The sequence below is a fragment of the Actinophytocola sp. genome (assembly GCF_036378875.1).
Taxonomy (GTDB): domain Bacteria; phylum Actinomycetota; class Actinomycetes; order Mycobacteriales; family Pseudonocardiaceae; genus Actinophytocola.
In genome coordinates this window covers 238518-259843 of the sequence record NZ_DASUVO010000130.1, presented here as the reverse complement: position 1 = coordinate 259843, position 21326 = coordinate 238518, and the positions used below count along the sequence as shown (strand labels likewise).

19 protein-coding genes are annotated in these 21326 nt (G+C 71.7%); 10 read left to right on the top strand and 9 right to left on the bottom strand.

Features of this window, described 5'->3' with window-relative positions; all coding sequences use genetic code 11:
- Window positions 1–155, bottom strand: a 155-nt coding sequence (locus tag VF106_RS51040; RefSeq protein ID WP_414639156.1) for an RNA polymerase sigma factor, incomplete at its 3' end; no start/stop codon positions are given.
- Window positions 156–321: 166 nt separating this feature from the next.
- Here VF106_RS51040 and VF106_RS38315 point away from each other — a divergent pair.
- Window positions 322–966: a hypothetical protein gene (locus tag VF106_RS38315; protein WP_330844879.1), complete on the top strand. Its 645-nt coding sequence runs from the start codon at window positions 322–324 to the stop codon at window positions 964–966.
- Here VF106_RS38315 and VF106_RS38310 read toward each other — a convergent pair.
- Complete coding sequence (locus VF106_RS38310; protein WP_330844878.1) at window positions 956–1579, bottom strand: transglycosylase family protein; 624 nt, start codon at window positions 1577–1579, stop codon at window positions 956–958. The genes VF106_RS38315 and VF106_RS38310 overlap by 11 nt on opposite strands.
- Before the next feature lie 172 nt (window positions 1580–1751).
- Between VF106_RS38310 and VF106_RS38305 the strand changes: the two genes are divergently transcribed.
- Window positions 1752–3182: an MFS transporter gene (locus VF106_RS38305; RefSeq protein ID WP_330844877.1), complete on the top strand. Its 1431-nt coding sequence runs from the start codon at window positions 1752–1754 to the stop codon at window positions 3180–3182.
- Here VF106_RS38305 and VF106_RS38300 read toward each other — a convergent pair.
- The 5 genes from VF106_RS38300 to VF106_RS38280 all read right to left on the bottom strand — a co-directional run bounded on the left by VF106_RS38300 (window position 3179) and on the right by VF106_RS38280 (window position 8724).
- A complete protein-coding gene (locus VF106_RS38300) occupies window positions 3179–4138 on the bottom strand; it encodes a helix-turn-helix domain-containing protein (RefSeq protein WP_330844876.1) in 960 nt (319 codons plus the stop codon). The two genes, VF106_RS38305 and VF106_RS38300, sit on opposite strands and share 4 nt — an antisense overlap.
- 180 nt (window positions 4139–4318) lie before the next feature.
- Window positions 4319–5692: a hypothetical protein gene (locus tag VF106_RS38295; RefSeq protein ID WP_330844874.1), complete on the bottom strand. Its 1374-nt coding sequence runs from the start codon at window positions 5690–5692 to the stop codon at window positions 4319–4321.
- A gap of 71 nt (window positions 5693–5763) precedes the next feature.
- Window positions 5764–6984, bottom strand: coding sequence for a TetR family transcriptional regulator (locus VF106_RS38290; RefSeq protein ID WP_330844873.1), 1221 nt, complete (start codon window positions 6982–6984; stop codon window positions 5764–5766).
- A 20-nt stretch (window positions 6985–7004) separates the two neighbouring features.
- Window positions 7005–7775 (bottom strand): ABC transporter permease, encoded by a 771-nt coding sequence (locus tag VF106_RS38285; protein WP_330844872.1) that lies wholly within the window; start codon window positions 7773–7775, stop codon window positions 7005–7007.
- Between the two features lie 61 nt (window positions 7776–7836).
- A complete protein-coding gene (locus VF106_RS38280; protein WP_330844871.1) occupies window positions 7837–8724 on the bottom strand; it encodes an ABC transporter ATP-binding protein in 888 nt (295 codons plus the stop codon).
- Window positions 8725–8812: 88 nt separating this feature from the next.
- On the opposite strand from VF106_RS38280, the gene VF106_RS38275 reads away from it, so the two are divergent.
- On the top strand, window positions 8813–9859 hold the full coding sequence (locus VF106_RS38275) for a histidine kinase (protein WP_330844870.1): 1047 nt from the start codon (window positions 8813–8815) through the stop codon (window positions 9857–9859).
- Window positions 9860–9861: 2 nt separating this feature from the next.
- A complete protein-coding gene (locus VF106_RS38270) occupies window positions 9862–10500 on the top strand; it encodes a response regulator (protein WP_330844869.1) in 639 nt (212 codons plus the stop codon).
- A 285-nt stretch (window positions 10501–10785) separates the two neighbouring features.
- Here the strand turns inward: VF106_RS38270 and VF106_RS38265 are convergent, their stop codons facing one another.
- Both VF106_RS38265 and VF106_RS38260 read right to left on the bottom strand, forming a co-directional pair.
- Window positions 10786–10986: a hypothetical protein gene (locus tag VF106_RS38265; protein ID WP_330844868.1), complete on the bottom strand. Its 201-nt coding sequence runs from the start codon at window positions 10984–10986 to the stop codon at window positions 10786–10788.
- A 36-nt stretch (window positions 10987–11022) separates the two neighbouring features.
- Window positions 11023–11640: a hypothetical protein gene (locus VF106_RS38260; protein WP_330844867.1), complete on the bottom strand. Its 618-nt coding sequence runs from the start codon at window positions 11638–11640 to the stop codon at window positions 11023–11025.
- 272 nt (window positions 11641–11912) lie between these two features.
- On the opposite strand from VF106_RS38260, the gene VF106_RS38255 reads away from it, so the two are divergent.
- From VF106_RS38255 to VF106_RS38230, 6 genes are all read left to right on the top strand, one after another.
- Window positions 11913–13094, top strand: coding sequence for a helix-turn-helix domain-containing protein (locus VF106_RS38255; protein WP_330844866.1), 1182 nt, complete (start codon window positions 11913–11915; stop codon window positions 13092–13094).
- 78 nt (window positions 13095–13172) lie between these two features.
- Window positions 13173–16181: a type 2 lanthipeptide synthetase LanM family protein gene (locus VF106_RS38250; protein ID WP_330844865.1), complete on the top strand. Its 3009-nt coding sequence runs from the start codon at window positions 13173–13175 to the stop codon at window positions 16179–16181.
- Window positions 16182–16191: 10 nt separating this feature from the next.
- Window positions 16192–16404 (top strand): hypothetical protein, encoded by a 213-nt coding sequence (locus tag VF106_RS38245; RefSeq protein WP_330844864.1) that lies wholly within the window; start codon window positions 16192–16194, stop codon window positions 16402–16404.
- A 55-nt stretch (window positions 16405–16459) separates the two neighbouring features.
- Window positions 16460–19378 carry an ATP-binding protein gene (locus VF106_RS38240; RefSeq protein WP_330844863.1) on the top strand — a complete coding sequence of 973 codons (2919 nt, stop codon included), beginning with the start codon at window positions 16460–16462 and terminating at the stop codon, window positions 19376–19378.
- 104 nt (window positions 19379–19482) lie between these two features.
- Entirely contained in the window at window positions 19483–20130 is a 648-nt protein-coding gene (locus VF106_RS38235) for a hypothetical protein (protein ID WP_330844862.1), read from the top strand.
- Between the two features lie 83 nt (window positions 20131–20213).
- Window positions 20214–21314 (top strand): helix-turn-helix domain-containing protein, encoded by a 1101-nt coding sequence (locus VF106_RS38230; protein WP_330844861.1) that lies wholly within the window; start codon window positions 20214–20216, stop codon window positions 21312–21314.
- Window positions 21315–21326: the final 12 nt, after the last annotated feature.

Here is a 21326-nt window from a genome sequence, read left to right as displayed (position 1 = left end):
CCCAACCGCCACGGCCGGAACGAGGACCCCGCGCGGAACGTGGACAGCGCCCGGTACGCCTTCACGAACGCCTCCTGGGTCACGTCCTCGGCCTCGTGTCCCGCGCCGAGCAGGTACGCGGTCCGGTGCGCGAGCGCGCTGTAGCGGGTGACCAGGATCGCGTACGCGTCCCGGTCACCTGACCGCGCTCGCTCGACTGCCTCGTCGTCGGTAACGATGTTCGCTCCGCAAGCTTCACTCAGAAGCGGGTTCTCCCCGGCCCGGCCTACACAGCTGACTACACCGCCGGAACCGGGTCGGTTCCACCGGTGTAGTCAGAACATGAGAACGAGACGAATCCTCGTGGTGGCCCTGACCGTGCTGGCGGCCGGGCTGTTCACGCAGACACCAGCGTCGGCCGGCGCCTGGGAGGAGACGCTCCTGGACCCGCCGCCGGCCCGGATCGAGGCCGGCGTGACCTACACGTTCGGCTACTGGATCCTCCAGCACGGCTCCTACCCGTTCAAGGGCGGGGATCTCGGCCCGACGGCGCTGCGCGCGACCGACGAGCAGGGCGCGAGCGTGGACTTCCCGGGCACCGGGTCCGCGACCGACGGGCACTACTCGGCCGAGGTGGTGTTCCCGCACGACGGCACCTGGACCATCTCCTCACAGCACGAGGTGATCATGACGGACCCGAACGTCGCGGTCGTCACCGTGCCCGGCGCCGTGGCGATCACCCCGAGCGACATGACCGAGCGGGCGCCCTACGAGTGGGGCACGGTTCGGCCCTCCTTCCCGCCACCGGCCGCCGACGCGCAGAACTCGCCACCGATCCCGCCGAAAGAACAGACAGAGGTCGCGCCCCGCGCCCACACCACGCCCGACGACCCGGCTCTTCCGATGTGGGCCCCGGTCGCGGGTGGGGCCGTGCTCATCGGGTTGGCGTTGCTGTTGATCCGCCGGTTCCGGCGGGTCAACGGATAGGTGGCCTGCCCTGCCACGCCGCCACCCACGTCTTCGGACCCAACAGCCCGGAGTCCCGGATGCCGTTGGCGCGTTGCAGGGCCAGCACCGCCGCGCGGGTCGCGTCGCGGTAGCAGCCGGTGCCCCGAAACCGGTAGCCGTGGACGTTCATCCGCAGCTGGAACGTGCGCAGCGCCGGGTCGCAGTCGCCGTACCGGAAGACCTTGCCAGGCCACGGCGGTGTGCCCGCGCCGCCGAGCGCGGCGGACTCGGCATAGGTCGGCACCCGTCTGCTGCGGGCGTCCCGGTCCTCACGCAGGCCGAGAACGCGGGCACAGGTCCACGGCTGCCATCCCCGCATCCGGTACAGGTACAGGGCGCGGAAGTCCTGTTCGGCCGGGGACGCCCGGTGCGGCTTCCCCACGCCGCCGACGCCGCGCCACGTGGCGAGGTCGAACTGGTAGGCGCCGTAGTAGCGGCCGTTGGCCGACACGATGCCGTAGCGGCCGCCCGACTCGCACTGGCGCAGCCGCGCCCAGACGCCGCCCGGTGGGTCGGCGGTGGCCGTGGCCGCCGGGCCGAGCGTCGCCGCGCCGGTGAGGAGGGTGATCAGGAGGATCCGCCTACCGCTCATGCCTTCGGACGGTACGGCGGTGCAACACCAGCCACAACCGCAACACCAGCCACAGTGACCACGGCACTGTTTGGCATCAGGTGTGTCGAGTCGATCACCAACGCCGCCGCTCCCGATAAGGTCCGCGTGCCGGTTTCCTGAGTGGAGCTCGCGCAACGACGACGGAGGATCGATGAGCGTGGTGGACGACGGCCGCGACACGGTGCCGAGCGCACCGGACCGGAAGCGCGAGCAGCGCGGATGGGTGTGGTACGACTGGGCGAACCAGGTGTTCCCGACCACGGTCACCACCGTGTTCGGCGCCCTGTACCTCACGGCCGTGGCGGCCGATGCCGCGCTCGCGGACACCGCCACCAACGGACCCAACCCGTGTCCGGAGAAGGCCGACGGCAGCACCAACAAACTGGTCGACTGTCAGATCGACCTGTTCGGCTGGCACTTCCAGGCCGGCTCGCTGTGGGGCTACCTGCTGGCCGCCGCCACGATCGTCCAGGTGCTGATCGTGCCGCTGCTGGCCGCGATAGCCGACCGGACACAGCACAAGAAGCGGATGCTCGCGTTCACCGCGTTCGGCGGGTCGCTCGCCTGCGCGCTGATGGTGTTCGTCAGCGGCACGAACTGGCAGCTGGGTTCGATCCTGTTCATCCTGGCCAACATCGGCTGGGGCGCGTCAGTGGTCATCTACTACTCGTTCATCCCGGAGATCGCCACCGCTGACGAGCGGGACGCGTTGTCCACCCGAGGGTGGGCGTTCGGGTACCTGGGCGGCGGCGTGGCGTTGGCGCTGCAGCTGGTCGTGTACCTGATGCACGATTCGCTGGGGCTGACCGAAGGCAACGCCGCGCAGATCGCGTTCCTCACGTCCGGGTTGTGGTGGGCGGCGTTCACCCTCATCCCGTTGCGGCGCCTGAAGGACCACCAACGGCCGCACGGCACGGAGCACGGCCCGGGTGGTGTGGTGCGGGGCGGGTTCCGTGAGCTGGTGGACACGGTGAAACTGGCCAAGGCCTACCCGCTGACCCTCGCGTTCCTGGGGACCTACCTGATCTACACCGACGGCATCGCCACCGTGGCGAACGTATCCGCCCAGTACGGCAGCGAGGAACTCGGGTTCGAGGACACCGTGCTGATCTCGACCATCCTGATCGTGCAGTTCGTCGCGTTCCTCGGCGGTGTGCTGCACGGGCTGGTGGCCCGCCGGTTCGGTGCCAAGCGCACGATCATGATGAGCCTGGCCGTGTGGGTCGTGGTGATCGGTGCGGCGTACTTCGTGCAGGCCGGGCAGGCGATGCAGTTCTATCTGCTCGCGGTCGGCATCGGGCTGGTGCTCGGCGGGACGAACGCGCTGTCGCGGTCGCTGTACAGCCAGATGGTGCCGCCGGGCAAGGAGGCCCAGTACTTCTCGATCTACGAGATCAGCGAGCGCGCCACGTCGTGGATGGGGCCGCTGCTGTTCGCGTCGGTCGCCGGCGCGACCGGGTCGTACCGGCCGGCGATCATCTCGCTGGTGATCTTCTTCTTCGTGGGCCTAGTGCTGATGTTCTTCGTGCCGGTTCGGCGGGCGATCCGCGCGGTGGGCAACCCCGAGCCGTCGGTCCTCTAATCGGCGCCGGACCGGAACGTTCGCCGGTACATCGACGGGGACGTGTGCATGGTGGCCTGGAAGTGATGCCGGAACGTCACCGGTGTGTCGAACCCGACCGCGGTGGCAATACGTTCGACCGGCATCGTCGTGGTCTCGAGCAGTTCCAGGCTCGCCTGCACCCGTTGGATGATCAGCCAGCGGATCGGGCTGGTGCCGGCACATTTGTTGAAGTGCCGCAGGTAGGTGCGGGGCGACATGTGCGCGGCGCGGGCCAGCAGGTCGACCGTGATGGGTTCGGTGAGGTGTTCACGGGCCCAGGCCATGCTGCGGGCGACCCGGTCGTCGTCGGGGTCCGCGGCGACCGGGGTCTCGATGAACTGTGCCTGCCCGCCCTCGCGGTGGGGCTGGACGACCAGACGCCTGGCGATCGCGTTGGCCACGGCGGCGCCGAAGTCGCGGCGCACGATGTGCAGTGCCAGGTCCAGGCCCGCGGCGCAGCCTGCGCTGGTCAGCACGTCACCGTCGTCGACATACAGCGGCGCCGGCTGGACCCGTACCGCCGGGAAACGGCGAGCCAGCTGATCGCTGTAGAGCCAGTGGGTGGTGGCGGGGCGGCCGTCGAGCAGGCCGGCCGCGGCGAGCGCGAACGCACCCGAGCAGATCGACACCAGCCGGGCGCCGCGCCGGTGCGCCAGGCGCAGCGCCGCGACCAGTTCCGGTGAGACCTGCACGTCGATGTTCTTCACACTCGGCACGATCACCGTGTCGGCCGCCGCCAGCACCTCCAAGCCGTGAGGGGTGCTGAGGGTGGCGCCGCCGATCATCCGCACCGGCTCGGCCCGCTCGGTGCAGATGGCCAGCTCGTACCACTCGATGTCCACGTCCGGCCAGGTCAGCCCGAACACCTCGGTGACGATGCCGGTCTCGAACGCGGTCATGCCGTCGTAGGCGAGTACGGATACCGTCGGCGCCATGGCGAAATCTTAGCGAAGAGTGTCTTCCACGCCACTCCCATACGGTCGTACGGGAACGCACGATGTCTGTATGCGTACTGTTCTCCGACGTCTCCGGACCATCGCCCTCGACTTCGTGTACGGCATCCACGCCGGCAACGCGATCCGGCACGGGCTGACCCCGAAGCCCCGCCGGTCGCGCTAGGCGCCGACCAGCGCGGCGGCCTGCCGCGCCGCGATCGGGTCCCGCAGCCGCAGCGTCGAACCGTCCGTGAAGTCGATACGCAGCAACGGTTTCGGCGGCAGACTGCGGCCCGCGAACTCCGCGACCACGCCGCGGATCCGACTCGGCGGCAGCTCCAGCACCGCCGTCAGCGGCGGCGCCGGGTCGGGCGGCGCGGTCAACAGATCGGTCGCGGCGAGCATCACCAACCGGTCCCGGGTCAACACCAGCCGGGCGTCCCCTCGGGTGTGGGACAACATGTCCGCCACCACCACCGCGTCGCGGTCCGCCCGGTCCGCCTGCGCCCAGAACGCGATCGTCGGGTCGTCGAGCCAGCCGTTCGGCTCCTGCGACGTCACGGCCGGCCGAGGCCACCGCAGCGTCCCCACGTTCAGCTCCGGCACCCGCCCCAGCGGGGTGTGCGGGACCCGCAGCTCCCGCCCCAGCTGCACCCCCACGTACCCGAGGTTCGTGGTCGCGGCCAGCAACACCTGCTCACCCCGCCGCACCAGTCGCTCGGCCAGCCCACGGGACTTGTCCGCGAGCCTGGCCACCCACTCGGCACGCGCACCCGGCCGCAGCGCCGGCTCACCGTTGGCCAGCCCCACCGCGTACTCGCACTCGTCGCGGTCGGTCATGCCGACCAGGAAGTCCACCCCGGACCCGTCGACCAGCCGCAACCGCAGCACCGGTGCCGACCCGCGATGCGCCACCTCGAACCCGGCGATCCGCGACCGCGGGATCTCCGCACGCGGCTCCAGCGTCGGTAACGCGACCGGTTCGCCCTCGACGTTCGCGCCGAACCTCAGCCGGTGGTCGGACACCTTCTCCGCGATGTCCCGGCCCAGTTTCGCCAGCCCGCTGCCCACCCGCGCCGCCTTCGCCAGGAACCCACCGCCATGGTCGGGTTCCGGCTCCGGCTCGACCGGCACGACCTCGGTGTGCAGCGCGAGTCGTTGCGGGGTGAGCGTCCACAACCGACGCAGCGCCGCGCCCACCGACGAGATGTCCCGCACGTACCGGTGCGCCAGGCAGTCCCGGCCCGCACCCCATACGATGAGATCCGGTGGCGCAGGCGAGTCCCCGTCACCGTCGTCGCCCCGAGCAGGCGACAGCAGGTCGGACAGGAAGTCACCCACCTTGCCAGCGCCCCGGGCGAACGTGTTCTGCCGCGGTGTGCCGTCCGGTTCGAGCCCGGGCACGTCGTAGTAGGAGGCCTTCGCGTAGGCCGCCCACAGCAGCCGGCCCTCCCCCGGCTCGCGAACCAACGCGCGGGCGACGGTCGCCGGGCCGATCGGATCGGACAGGAAGTCGGTCGTGTCCACCCGCACAGTCATGGACGTCGCTCGCACGCGATCATCCTAGGCGCTGGCGCGCACCCCGCTGTAACGCCGGAGCCTCGGTCGTCCGCTGTGGACAGTGCCTAGGTGGCCAGGTGTGCCAGGAGCCCGTCCACGATGATCTCGATCCCGAGCGTGGAGCGGGTCGGGCCCGTGGGTGCCGGCAAGTCGGCGCTCGTCGCGACCCGGCGCGCGAACGTGCCGGCCGGGGCCTGGTTGAGAACGGCCCCATACACATGACCCCACAGGATGCGGTTCGCGTGGCCGAGAGCCTCGTCCGGCACCCCGGCCTTGCGGAACGCCACGAACACCCGCTCCGCCACCGGCATGATCGCCGGCGCCGCCAGACCATCGACCGCGAGCGCGATCACCGACCACGGATCGGCCGACATCACCGTGTACCCGGCCGTGGCCACCGCGAGCAGCTCGGTGCGGGGATCGGGGGACGGCGGCGGCACCACGATGTCCCCGGCGACCGCGTCGAGCATCGCCACCACCACCCCGTCCCGGTCACCGACCGCCCGCAGCACCGCGTCGACGTCCACCCCCAGCTCACCGGCCACCGCGTGCACCGACACCGCGGAAAGCCCGGACCGGCGCGCGAGCCGCCGGCCAGCCTCGGCGATCGCCTCCCGCGGCGGCGCCACCGTGGAAGGCGTCGACCTCGGCGACTGAGGCAATACGCCTGTACCGGGCTTGCCCATGCGGCTCGCGAGCCCGTCGAGCAGGACCGCCAGCTTGTCGTCGAGCAAACCACGCGGTTCGCCGGCCAGGTCCCCGTACAGTTCCTGGAAGTTGCGGCGGCCGCGCGGCGTGTCCAACAGCCGGTTCATCCGGCGCGCGCTGATCTCCGTCGCCACCGCCAGGTCGGCGACGAAACTCACCGCGGTCACCGCGTCCCGGTCGGAGAGCCCCTCGGCACGCAGCCGCGCAACATACCGGGTCCCGATGTCCAGCGCCGTCGCCGGCAGCCCCGGCACGACCTGCGACACCTCACCCAGCCCGGGGTGCTGCTCGAGGAACCGCCACATCGCGTCGGCGAACGACGTCAACAGCTCCCGCCAGCCCTGCTCGGCCGCCGGCCAGGGGAACTCCCGCATCGCCAGATCCAGAGCCGCGAGCAACAGGTCATCCCGGTCGTGCACGTACCGGTACAGGGTCGAATGACCGACGCCGAGCCGTCGTGCGACCGTCGGCATCGACAGCTGGGACACACCCTCCTCGAGGGCGGCCCGCGCCACATCGTCCCTGGTCAGCGACGGCGGCCGGCCGGGACGCCGGCCAGTCGGGGGCTCCGCACTCACCCGCGTACGGTACCCGTGGGTCAGGCATCACGGCCGCGCAGCGACAGGTAACCACCCACTAGTGCGGCCACCACCCAAGCCAGCATGATCAGGAACGCCACACCGGGGCCGAAATCGAGTTCTCCCAGGAAGAACACCTCGTCCGGGGCGATCCGCATCATCCCGGCCCCGGCCTGGTCCGGCAGGTACTGCGTCACCGACCGGATCGCCGGCAGGCTCGCCAACCCCTGCGAGTTCAGGAACAGCAACGGGATCAGGATCCCCAACGCCAGCGCCGAACTGCGCAGCACCGTCGCCACACCCATCGCGAACACGCACATCATGGCCAAATAAGCGCTCGCCCCGAGCACCGCGCGCAGCACACCGGGCTCACCGAGCGTCGTGCCGTGCCCACCCAACGCCCAGTTCGTGGCGAAGAACGTGCCGAACGCGACGGCCACCCCCACCACACCCGCGACCCCCACCGCCACCAGCGTCTTCGCCGCCAGGAACACGCCCCGGCGCGGCACCGCCGCCAACGACGCCCGGACCGTGCCCGACGTGTACTCGGCGCTGACCAGCAGCACACCGAACACGACCAGCGCGATCTGCCCGATCAGCAGCGACAGGAAGCTGAGCTGCGCCAGATCCATGTCCGCCCTGCGCTCCGGCGGCAACCCGGCCATCTGGAAACCCAGCAGCACGGCGAGCCCGACCGACAGGATCGCGGTCGTCGCGAGACTCCACCACGTCGAGCGCACGGTGCGGGCCTTGGTCCATTCCGCCCGCAACGCCGGCACCAAGACACTCACGACTCCCCCTTGACCGCCGCGAGCCGCCGCGGTCCTCGATGGTTCGCTCCGGATATCGCGCTCACGACGCGTCTCCCGTCATCCGCACGAACGCCTCCTCCAGCGACGCCGACCGCACCGCGATCTCGTGCACCACCACGCCGTGCGCCGCGACCAGCTCACCCACCCGTGCCGGGTCGGCGCCGGCCGCGGCCAGCGCTCCGTCCCCGCTGTCGGTCACCTGTATTCCCTCCGCCGCCAAGGCCTCCCGGAGCCGGCTCGGCTCCGGAGTCGCAATACGGACGTATGACCTCGAGTTCTCCGCGATGAACCGCTCCACGGTGGTGTCGGCCAGGAGCCGGCCCCGGCTGATCACCACGAGATGCTCGGCCGTCAACGCCATCTCGCTCATCAGGTGGCTCGACACGAACACCGTCCGGCCCCGCGCGGCCAGGTCCTTCAGCAGCGTGCGCAGCCAGACGATGCCCTCGGGGTCCAGACCGTTCACCGGCTCGTCCAACAGCAGTACCGGCGGGTCCCCCAGCAGCGCGGCAGCGAGCGCCAGCCGCTGGTGCATGCCGAGCGAGAACCCCTTGACCCGCTTGCGTCGCACGCCCGCCAACCCCGCCAGCTCCAGCACCTCGTCCACCCGGGCGGACGGCACCCCGCTGGTGTGCGCCAGCCACCGCAGATGGTGGTGTGCCCGCCGGCCGCCGTGCACCGACCGCGCCTCCAGCAAGGCGCCGACATGCCGCAGCGGCGCGGTGAACGACCGGTACGGTCGACCGTCGATCAACACCCGACCCGCCGACGGCCGGTCCAGGTCGAGCATCATCCGCATGGTCGTCGACTTGCCGGCGCCGTTCGGGCCGAGGAAACCGGTCACCCGACCCGGTTCGACCCGGAACGACAGGTCGTCGACCGCGACCGTACGACCGTATTGCTTGGTGAGTCCTTCCACTTCGATCACACCGGCACACTAGGAACCCGCGCCGCCGCACCGCTGTCATCGAAAGTCGTGCGTACTGTCAACGAAAGTCGACCCGTAACCTGCTGTCATGGGCCGATATCTCGCCGCAGCCGCACTGCTCGTGGCCAATGTCGCGGTGTTCGTCGCCGGACTGCACGGCAACGAGGGGATCTTCGTGCCGCTCGTCATCGCCGCGTACGGGTTGACGGTGTGGACCGCCTACACCACGGGGCGCGTCCTGCGGGCACGAGCGGACCTCGCCGTCGTCGCCGGCACCGCGCTCGTCGCCGCCGGGCTGCAGATCGCCTACAACCCGCAGGTCGTGCCCACGCAGGTGTCCGGGATCGTCGTGTTCCTGGTGCTGCCCCTGCTGGTCGGCCGGTACCGCACCCAGCACTGGCTGTTCCAGCGGACCGAGCAGGCACTGCTCGCCGAGCAGGAACAACTGCGGGAGCGGCTGCGGATCGCCCGTGACATGCACGACTCGCTCGGCCGGCGGCTCAGCCTGGTGTCCGTGCAGGCGGCCGCGCTGGAGGTGAGCGACCTGCCGACCGCGCAGAAAGAAGCGGTCACCACCCTCGCCGGCAGCGCCCGCGACGCCGTCGCAGAGCTGTACCAGCTCATCGGGTCGTTGCGCGGCGCCGCCGACGACAGCCCCGGCGTGGAGCAGATCCCCGCCATGGTCGAGGAGTTCCGTGCCGTCGGCGCCGCCGTGACCGTGACCGGCAGCGCCGGCGACCTGCCCCCCGCCGCTTCCCGGGCCGCCTACCGGGTGATCGAGGAAGGGCTGACCAACGCCGCCAAACACGCCACCGGCCAACCCGTCTCCATACAGCTGAACCGCGAAACCGGCACACTGATCATCACCATGACCAACTCCGTGGTCGCCGACTCCGCGCCCGGCGGCGGCTATGGCCTGGCCGGGCTGGCGGAACGCGCCGGCGCCGCGGGCGGGTTCGTCGACCACCGCGTGACCAAGACCGAGTTCCGGCTCATGGCGATGCTGCCCACCACATCACCGGACCTGGCCGAACCATCGCTGACCAGGACCCGCGTCGCGCTGATCGCCGCCGCGACCGTGACCCTCCTGTTCATCCTGCTACCGGCGACCGTCGTGGTCGGGGTCGGTGGTTGAGCGTGGTCCGCGTTCTGGTCGCCGACGACGAACCGCTCATCACCGCAGGCATCCGCACCGTGCTCGAGTCGGCCGGGGACATCGAGGTGGTCGCCACCGCACCCGACGGCAGCAGCGCCGTCGCCGAAGCGGTCCGGCACCGGCCCGACGTCGTGCTCCTCGACATCACCATGCCGGTGCTCGACGGCCTCGCCGCACTCGGCGAGCTGCGCCGGCAGGTCCCGTCGGCGCGGGCGGTGATGCTGACCTCGTTCGGCACCGAACCCAACGTGCTGCGCGCGCTACGCGACGGCGCGGCCGGGTTCGTGCTCAAACACTGCGCGCCCGACGAACTGATCCGCGCGGTCCGCGCCGCCCACGACGGCGACGCCTACCTCTCACCGCAGGTAACCCGGCTCGTCCTCGGCATGGTCACCCCGGCCGCCGGCCGTCGCCAGGAAGCCGCGACCCGCCTCGCCGTCCTCAGCTCACGCGAGGCCGAGATCGCCGACCTGGTCGCCGAAGGCCTCTCCAACGCCGAGATCGGCCGCCGAGTCCACATGAGCGAGCCGACCATCAAGACCTACGTCAGCCGCGTGCTCACCAAGCTGACCTGCGCCAACAGGGTCGAGGTGGCGCTCCTGGTCCGCGACGCCCGCTAACCGTTCCACGGCATCGGAAAAAAAGCCGCATTCGGCGACCCCAGATGGTTGCGTAGGCATCCCCCACCCATACCCGGGGGGCCACCCCGAGGCCATCGTACCAACCGACAGGGACAAAACCCCTGGTCGCGGACCCCTGTGGACAACTTTCGCCGACGAGTCCGAGCGAATGGGACATTCGTGCTCCCCCAGGGTCCTGGTGGGGAGAGACGGGCGTCCACGCCGGGCGGCGCAGGCGGGCGGCGCAGGCGGGCGGCGCAGGCGGGCGTGGACGGCTCCTTTCCTTTATCGCGCCGCGAGCTCTGTCCACTCCTCGGCCGCGCTGCCACCGATGCGCAACAGCACCAGGTCACCCGGTGCGACCGTGCCGGCGGCCAGCTCGCGGCGCAGCACCAGCCACACGTCGGCGGGTTCCCGGCCGGCGAACACGTGCGACACCCGCGCCAGCACCGGCAGCGGAGGCGACCCCGTGCCGGAGCAAGTCACTCGTATCGGGTCCTCCTGCGGCGGTTCCGGCACCGTTCAGGTCCCGAGCCAGGTGTTCGCGACCAGCTCGGCCACGAACAGCGCCCGTACTGGATGGTCGGCGCGATATCCGTCGGGCCAGAACAGCCGTGCTACCTGCCAGCCCAGTCCGTCCAGGCGGGCATGGACCTCCGCGACCGCCGCACGTGGCGGGTGCTGCGTCATGCTCACCAGTTGGTGGCGCAGCGGCTCCAACGCCGAGACGACGTCCGCGATCCCCCGCAGCAGCACCCGGTCCCGTCGCGGCTGCTCCATCGCGTGGTCCAGCAGCCGGCGGGTCAACCCGATCCGCACCGCCGCGAGCCGCAGTCCCACGACCTCGGGCCGGTTGCCCGCGTGCCGCAGCAGCACGAGTCCCGCCGGCAGCCGCACGTCCAGGATCGCGACCCCTTCCGCCTCGGCCATGGGGTGCTCGACCACCGTGGCGCCGTCCCGCACCCGACCCGCCGGCACGGCCACGAACCCGCCACGGGCGGCCGCCGTCAGGTCCGCGTCGTCGACATCCGCCAGCGCCTTCGCCAGCCCCGCGGACAGGCCGGCGGTGTAGCCGGCGAGCTCGAGGACGTCGACGTCCTCGTACCCGACCGGGAAACCCCGTGCGAACCCGCTGCTCACCCTCGAACCTCCGTGACGTGGCGGTGGCGGCGCGGCAACCGTGAGGGGGCCGGCCGGCGTCGCGCCGCCACCGAAACAAGAGGCCGATCGGCGCTCCCGATAGGACCAAACCCGATCAGCCGGGACAAGGCCAGGCACTTCGACCGGCACATCCGCGAGCACGACCGCTCCGAAGAGAAATGTGGGTGGCCAACACTCATGCGTAGCCAAGGTTGATCCACGAGTGTGAAGCCGTCCCCCACCGGCACCCGTCAGCAGCAGGGAGATCTGACATGCGTCCCGCGTTCGGCACGGTCCTGCGCAGCTACCGGACCAACCGTGGGCTCACGCAGGAGGAGCTCGCCGACCGCTCCGGGCTCAGCGTCCGCGCGATCCGCAACCTCGAGATCGGACGCACCGAAAGGCCACAGCGCCAGTCGGTCGTATTGCTCGCCACCGCGCTGCGGCTGGCCGAACCCGACCGCGCGGCACTTCTCGCCGCCGCGGGCCGCCGCGACACCACCCGCCCCGCCCGCTGTGAGCTGCCTCCGGACGTACCCGACCTCGCCGGCCGTGACCACGCCGTCGCCGCGATCACCCGCGTCCTCACCACCCCCGGTGCCCGGTTGGGGCTGGTCGACGGCGGCCCTGGCGTGGGACGAACCGCGCTCGCCGTGCACGTCGCACACCGTGTGAGGGACCGCTTCCCCGACGGCCAGGTGTTCGCCGACCTCACCCACCCAGACGGCATCCTGCCGCCCGAGGCGGTACTCGGCCGCGTGCTCCGCTCACTCGGTACGACCGACCTGCCGGCCAGCCGGGACGAGCGGGCGGCGATGCTGCGTGCCCGCCTCGCCGCCCGGCGGATGCTGGTTGTCCTGGACAACGTGGCCAGCGAGGCGCAGGTCCGCCCACTGCTCACCACCGCCTCGCCGAGCGCGATCCTCGTCACCAGCCGCTGCGGGCTCGTCGCACTGCCCGGCGCCCGGCACGTCCGGCTCGGCCCGCTCGACACCCGCGCCGCCTGGCAGCTTCTGGCGCGCCTAGCCGGCCGGCGTGTGCTCACCGAACCGGACGCGGCCAACGCCGTCATCGACGCCTGCGCGCGGCTGCCGCTCGCACTGCAGATCGCCGGCACCTGGCTGGCCACCCGCCCACACCGCGCGGTCACCGAACTCGCGGCGCTGCTCGCCGACCGGGCACTCGACCGGCTCACCGTCGCCGACCTGTCGATGCGGGCCAGCATCAGTGCCCACGCCGCCGAGTTACGCCCGGCCGAACGGCAGCTGCTCCACCAACTGGCCCACTCACCCGAACACGTGAACCCGGCCGAACCCGAGTTCCGCGACGACCTCGACGGCCTCGCACAGGCGAACCTGCTCACCCCACACGGTTCCGGTTACCGGATGAACCCGCTGGTCAGGCAGTACGCGCGGGAACTCGCCGCCACACCACTGCTCCGCGCGGCCCAATGACCCAGGAACGGCGCACGCGGGAATGTGGGTGGTTTCCACCCATGACCCCGCCTTCCGGCGCTGGCACGGTCTCGGGGCATGACCGACACGATGCCGGCCGGCTGGTGGGCGCCAGGGCTCGCGCTGGCGGAACGACCGGCCGGCAACCCCGTGTCGAGCGGCGCCGCCCGGGAGCGGCTGGCACGCTGGCGTGCCGCCCTCGGCGTCCGGTTCGGTGAACGGCTGGCCGCCGACGGCCTCGACGAGAACGCGCTACTCGGGCTGCTCGCCGAACCCCGGTGGGCACTTGCCGCACGCGTCCCGCGACCCGACTGGGCCAAGACAGTCGAACGGGCGGTTCACGCCGCCACACCCCAACAAGCCAATACGACAGACTGGCGGGCCGCGTTCGCGGTGCCGCTGCGGCCGTTCGTCACCAACGCCGTCACCGACCTCACCACCCGGGCCGCCGCTGTCCGCCACATCGACCTGCCCGCCATCACCGCCGGGTTCGCCGACCGGCTGTCCCGCCTGCTCGTCGGCATCGCGACCAGAACGCTCGTCCACGAGCTGAACACCCGCCTGGCGGCCGGCAGCACGACCGGCGCCGCCGACTTCGCGACACAGCTGACCGAGCCGACCGCACTCGCCGAACTGTGCGCCACGTACCCGGTGCTGGCCAGGCTGCTCGGGCAGGCCAGCACCTTCCGCGCCGACGCGGCCGCCGAACTGCTCAGCAGGTTCGCCGCCGACCGCGCCGCTCTCGTCGAGTCCCTGTGCAACGGTGCCGATCCCGGCCGGCTCACCGAGGTCCGGGCCGGGATCGGCGACACACACCGACACGGTCGTACCGTCGCCCTCCTCACGTTCGCCAGCGGCGACAAGGTCGTCTACAAGCCACGTGACCTGGGCACGCACGAACGGTTCACCCGCGCCGTCGGTTGGCTCAACACGGTCGTACCGGACCTCCAGCTGCGCACCGCGGCCGCCGTGGCCCGCGACGGGTACGGCTGGGTGGAGTTCATCCCCACCAGACCCCTGCCCGACCTCGCCGGCGCTGACCGGTTCTACCGCCGCCACGGCGGGCTGCTCGCGCTGCTGCACGCCCTGCACGCCGCGGACATGCACTTCGAGAACGTGATCGCGTGCGGGGACCAACCGGTCCCGATCGACGTCGAGACACTGTTCCACCCGTCGCTCACCACTCCGGACGCCGCGCCCGACCCGGCCGCACGCGTGCTGTCCGAGTCCGTCCAGCGCACCGGGCTGCTGCCGGTCGTGGTCGCTGGCGAAGGCGGCGCCGCCGACGTGTCCGCGATCGGCGGATCAACCGTCACCGATGTCGTCACCGACTGGGCACCCGACGAACACGGCGCTCTTCGCGAGGTGCGTAAGCAAGTCAGTCGTACCGGCACGGGCAACCTGCCGACCCTCGCCGGCCGTCCCGTTGCCGTCACCGACCACGAACAGGCGCTGCTGACGGGGTTCCGGTCCGTCTACGACGCGATCCTGCGGCACCGCACCGAGTTCATCGACCTGCTGGAGGAATGCGGCGACGACGAGGTCCGCGTCGCGGTCCGCCACTCCGCCGGCTATGCACGGCTGATCACCGAGTCCACCCGTCCCGAGCTGCTCCGCGACGGCCTGGCCCGCGACCACGCACTCGACCTGCTGTGGACCGAGTCCACCCGGCACCCGCTGCGGTGGCGGGTGTGCCGGGAAGAACTGGCCGACCTGTGGGCCGGGGACGTGCCGCTGTTCACCACCCGACCCGGCTCGGCGGACCTGTGGAGCGCGGCCGGCCGCCGCCTGCCGGGCGCACTGGACCGCCCCGGCCTCGCCGACGCACTCACCAAGGTCAACGCGATGAGCGAGATCGACCGCCGCGACCAGGAATGGATCGTCACCGCCGCCCTCGCCACCACCCGACCGAACAGCGGCCACCGGCCCGCGCCACCCCTGCCTGGTCGGCTCGCCGGCACCGCGGCACCACCGGACCGACTGCTCGTGGCCGCCTGCACCATCGCCGACCAGATCGTCGCCCGCCACCACGAGCGCGGCGAACGGGTCAACTGGCTCGGACTGGAACTGGTCGACGACAGCCGCTGGATGGTGCTGCCGATGGGTGCCGGTCTCGGCAACGGCTACCTCGGCGTCGCACTGTTCCTCGCACAGGTCGCCGAACTGTCCGGCATCGCCCGCTACGCCGACATGGCCCGCCGCGCGCTCCGCGGCCTGCCTGTCCTGTTCGACCTGATGGCACGCCGCCCTGACCTGATCCCCGCGGTGGGCTGCGGCGGATTCGAGGGCTTCGGCGGCATCGCCTACGGCCTGGCCCGACTCACCACCCTGCTCGGCGATCCCGAACTGCTCGACGCCACCCATGCCGCCGTCGACCTCGCCGCCGCGGCCGCCAAGGCCCCCGGCCCCGCGGGAGTGGCCGACGGCGCCGCCGGCTGCCTCGCCGCCATGACCGCAGTGCACACCGAACTCGGACTCGCACCGGCCGCGAGCCTGGCACAGGACTGCGCGGACGGGCTCACCGACCTGGTCCGCGTCACCGACCTGGCCGACACACCATCCGGCTTCCTCGCCGGCACAGCCGGCATCACCTGGGCGCTCGGCCACCGGGCGCCCGCCGTCAGCTTCAGCCGGGCGGGGCATGCCCGGCTGAAGCTGACCGTCGACCCCAGCGACCAAGACCCGCGCAGCCTCGTACCGTGCCCTCGCTCGACGACCCGCCACGATCCGCCGGACGCTTCCGCCGACCTCGGCTGGTGTGCCGGGACCGCGGGGCTCGTCATGGCCGGCGCCAGCGACCTCGACCCGCTGGTCGCCGACCGCCCGGTCCTCGCCGACCTCAGCCTCTGCCACGGCGAGCTCGGCATCGTCGACGCCCTCGCCGGCGCCGGGGAGGCCACACGACGGCGTCGGGCCGGGCTGATCCTCGACGCATACACCCGCCACGGCGCGACCTGCGGTACACCGGGTGGCGTCACAACTCCCGGTCTGCTCACCGGACTGGCCGGGATCGGCTACGGACTGCTGCGCCTCGGTTTCGCCGACCGCGTGCCGTCCGTCCTGCTGTTGGAACCAACACACCACTGAGAGGAGAACCGTGTCCGAGGAACGCACGGAACCACAGGGCGGCTACCCGACACCGTTGTTGCGCTTCATGCCCGCCATCACGTTCGGGATGCGTGCGGCCGCGCTCGCGGGGATGGCGGTGTCCGCCGGTGCGCTCGCGTTCGGCCTGGCCGGCGCCTTCGACGACGCGGTGCCGGTCGCGAACACCACATGCTGCGGACCCGAGCACCCCAACACCTATTGATGCCGGTGGTCTTACCTGCCTGGATCATGGGGTGAGATCTGGGTAGGGTCGGCGCGTGCGGAACCGCTCATCGACGGTGGTGGGTCGGGACCGAGAGCTGCGTGCCATTTCCGACGCCCTGGCCGCGGCGGCCGCCGGGCGGGGCGGCGCGGTGTTTCTCATCGGGGAGAGCGGCGTCGGCAAGTCACGCCTCGCGGCCGCGGCGGCCGACCGGGCGTTCGACGCCGACATGGTCCTGATGCGGGGCCGGGGCAGCGCCATCGGCCCGATGGTCCCGTTCCGGTCCCTCACCGAGGCTCTCCTGTCGCTGGTACGTGCCGACGCGGCCGTCGACATCGCCGCGCTCGGCCCGTACCGACCCGTCCTCGCCCGGCTCATCCCCGACTGGGGCGCACCCGCGGCCCAGTCGGACGGGTCCCTCGTCATCCTCGCCGAGGCGGTGCTGCGGCTGACCGGCCTCGCCGGCAAAGGCCGCGGCTGCCTCGTGTCGCTCGACGACCTGCAGGACGCCGACGCCGAAAGCCTCGCGGTCGTCGAGTACCTGATCGACAACCTCGACCGGCAGCCCACCTTGCTGCTCGGCGCCATCCGCGACGAGCCATGCCCGGCACTCGACCTGGCCCGCGCCGCCGCCCGTCGCGGTACAGCCGTATTGGTCGAACTGGGCCGGTTCGACCGCGCCGGGCTGCGTGGCCTCACCGCCGCCTGCCTGGCCACGAACACGCACGCGGACCACGTGCCCGAGCCGGTGATCGACCTGCTGTGGGCGGGCAGCGCCGGCAACCCCTTCCTCGTCGAGGAGCTACTCGGCGGGATCGTCGACGGCGGCCTGCTCGTGCCCGCCGAATCCGGGTGGCGGATGGCCGACCCGGCACCCGCGGACGTGCCGGCCACGTTCGCACGGACCGTGGCCCGCCGGGTCGCCGCGCTCGGGCCGGCACCCCAGAAGCTGTTGTCGGTCGCCGCGGTGGTCGGCAAGAGGTTCCCGCTGGCCGTGGTGCAGACGGTGACCGGCCTGTCGGACCGGGAACTGCTGTCGCACCTCCACGGCGAACCCGGCGCCCAGCTCGTGCAACCCGACGAGGCCGTCCCGGACTGGTACACCTTCCAGCACCAGTTGATTCGCGACGCGGTGCTGACACTCCACACACCGGCCGAACGAGTCCAGCTGGCGAACCAGGTCGCCGACGCCGTGGAGCAGGTCTACCCGGAACTGCCCGGCGAGTGGTGCCAGACCGCCGCGACCCTCCGGCTCGACGCCAGCCGCCCGACACTCGCCGGCCGGTTGTTCACCGAGGCCGGACGACGGGCACTGACCCAGGGCGCGGCGAGCTCTGCCGTCGGGCTACTGGACACAGCGTGGGACCTGCTCGCCGACGCCGATTCCGCCGAACGCGCGGACACCCTCGAGCACCTCGTCTACGCGCTGGCCGAGGCCGGACTGGTGGAACGCGCGCTCGCGTCGGCGGCCACACTCGACCAGGTCGGCGGGCTCGACCCGACGCGGCGGGCCCGGCTACACACCCGGCTCGCGTGGGCGGCGCAGGTCGCGGGACCCGGCCCGAACAGCCTGGCGCAGATCACCGCGGCCAGGACGCTGCTCGGTCCGGACGCCAACGAGGCGGACACCGCGCCACTCGACGTGGTCGAAGCCCACCTCACCCTCGACCTGCCGGGCCCCGCCCAGATCGACAAGGCCGAACACCTGGCGCGACGAGCCGCCGACGTCGCCGACCGGGTGCCGCTGCCCGTGGTCGCCTGTCAAGCCTGGCAGTTGCTCGGCGCGCTGCTGCGGGCCAAGGACCCGGTCGAGGCGACCGCGTGCCTGGAACGGGCACGGGCCACGGCCGTGCGGCACGACCTGCCGATCTGGGAGATCCACGCGCTGGTGCGGCTCGGCAACGACGACGCCCTGCGGGACGCCGGGCTGGACCGGCTGGAACAGGCACGCACCCAGGCCAGCCTCGTCGGCGCGGTCACCGCCCGCTACCAGGCCGAACAGAGCATCGCGCTGTACTCGGTGCTGGCCGGCGACTTCCCCACCGCCGACACCCTCACCGAGCAGGTGTACGCGGCCGCCGCCCGGCTCAAGCTCGTCGAGAACGTGCACTACGTGCTCGTGGTTCGCGCGATCCTCGCCGCCCACCGCGCTCGCCGCAGGGACATGGACGAAGCCCTCACGGCGTTCCGGCAATGGGATGGCGACACCCAGCCCCTGTACGCGCCGAGAGTGCACGGGCTGGCACGGGCGTTCTGCGCGCTGCTGGAGGAGAACCGGACGCGTGCCGTCGAGGAACAGGCGCACGCGCTCCGCGCCGAGGACGCGACACCGACCGTGTATCACCTGACCGGGCGATACGGGCTGAACCTGCTGCTCCAGGCCCTGTCCGGGCAGGTGTCCCCGGAGGAGTTCGAGACCGTCACGAGCGCACCAGCAGCCCGCCTGCGGTGGGACCGCATGTTCGCCGCGTTCGCCCGGGCGGTGCTGGCCGGCCGCACCGGTGCGGCCGACGACGCCGATGCCGCGGTGCGTGACGCGCTGACCGCCGGCGCCCCCTACCTGATGGGCCGCCACCTCGGACTTCGGCTGGTCGCGGAGGCCGCGTTGGCCGATGGTTGGGGAAACCCCGTCGACTGGCTTCGATCCGCGGAGGACTTCTTCCATTCCGCGAACATTCCGGCGGTGGCGAGCGCGTGTCGTGCCCTGCTACGCAGCAGCGGGGTCCGGGTGGCGCAGCGACGGACCGGAACCGCGGAGATCCCCTCGGCACTGCGTTCTGCCGGGCTCACCGTGCGCGAGTACGAGGTGCTGCGGTTGCTCGCCGACCGCCTCGGCAACCGGGAGATCGCCAGCCGCCTGCACCTGTCGCCGCGCACGGTCGAGAAACACGTGTCGAGCCTGATCACGAAGACCGGCCTGCCCAACCGGATCGCGCTGAGCGAGTACGCCGTCAGCACAACTGATTCGTTCTGATGTGCGACACGCCGTCGCGAATACGTGGCCGCGGCCGGATCGTGCGCGAAAATCAAGTGGTACGGAGCAAAACGCGAGTGGTGGATCAAGTAGGGGGACTTTACGTGGACCGGCTGGCTCAGCTGATCGAACCCGTGCCGCTGCCCGACTTCACCGCCGCGGTCAGCCGGTGGCTGCAGGACGCGCACGACGTCGCCGCCGACCTGCAGCGCACGCGGCGCAGCGGACCGCGCGGCAGTTGGCAGAACAACACGAGCTTCGGCGTGGACCGGTATCAGTTCCTGCTCACCACCGCCGGTTCGCTCACCGCCGAGCTACCCGACCTGCAGGTCGACACCGCGTTCCAGTCGGTGCTGCTCAAGCTGCCGAAGGTCGGCATCTACCAGCTGCACATGCCGGCCGGGCCGTACGGGTCGCTCGGCGACACCAGCGACCTGCGTCGCGAACTGCTGTCCAACACCGGCGACGACGGGCTGATCAGCAGGCCCGAGATCTGGCTCGCCGGCCGCGAACGGCTGTTCCTCGTGTGGAGCGGCACCGAGGAGCACGGGCTCACCGGCGCGTGGGCCGGGCAGGGTGAACTGCTGGAGAAGCGCATCGACTGGGACTGGTGCGTACCGCTCCTCGACCAGACCAGCTCGGCCGGCACGCCTCGCACCACCGGTCCGCTCGACCCCACGATCTTCGACCTGCCCGAGCCCAGGCTGCCGCTGCGGCCACGTGACTCGCGCGAGGACCGCCGCTCCGGCTGACAGCGGACCCCGCCGAACGCGACTCTCGGTGCTTGGTCCACCATGTGCCCTGACTTCCTGTACTTGATCAAGGAGTTACTCCCGTGCACCCGGATGCCTTCGCCGTGGCGCAGGCATTCGCCCCCGCCCGGCTCACGATGGCCCGCGAGCTCGCCGGCCTGCGCAAGCGGGACCTCGCGGAGGCCATCGACCGGACCGCGGCGGCGGTGTCCCAGTACGAGCTCGGGCAGTCCCGGCCCAGCGCCGAGACACTCGACCGGTGCGCCGCCGCGCTCGACGTGCCCGTCTCGTTCTTCACCACCGGCCGACCGCACCTGCGCCTGGACACCGCCAGCGCGCACTTCCGGTCCCTGCGCTCCACCACCGCACACCAGCGACAGCAGGCACTCGCACACGTCGAGCTGCTGTGGGAGATCGTCGACCAGCTCGACCAGGTCATCGAGCTGCCGCCCGTGGACCTGGGTCTGCCACTCGGTCCACGCCCCGGTGAACCAGCCGCCACCGCAGACCTGATCCGCGCGGCGTGGCAGGTGCCAAACGGCCCGGTCGTGCACCTGGTCCGTACCCTCGAAACCCGCGGGATCGTGCTCACCCAGCTGCCGGGCGTGGACGCCGTCACCATCGACGCGTTCTCCGCAGCACTGCACGGCCGACCCATGATCGTCCTGTCCCGCAAGGGAAACCCCATGCGGCAACGGTTCTCAGTCGCCCACGAGCTCGGGCACCTGCTGCTGCACCCCGAGCCGGCACCCGGCTCCCGCGTCCACGAAAGGGAAGCCAACGTCTTCGCCGCCGAACTCCTCATGCCCGCGGCGGAGATCCGTGACCGGCTGCCCACCCCGGCCGACATCACCACGCTCAAGGAGATCGCCGACGGGTACGGCGTCTCGGTCGCCGCGCTCGCCTACCGCGGCAAGGACCTCGGCGTGTACGGCGAATCCACGCTGCGGCGGGTCATGGCCACGCTCACCAAGCTCGGCTGGCGCACCGACGAACCGGTCGGCTCCCGCTACCCGGGAGAACGACCCGAGCTGCTCGCCCGCGCCGCCGAACTCGCCGCCGCCCACGGACTGCCGCTGCCCCTGCTCGCCCGGCGGCTGCACCTGCCGCTTCCCCGCCTGCGGGAACTGCTCGGCATGCCCGACCCGCGCCCCCGCCTGCGCCTCGTCCACGGCGACGGGTGATCGGCCCCTCGC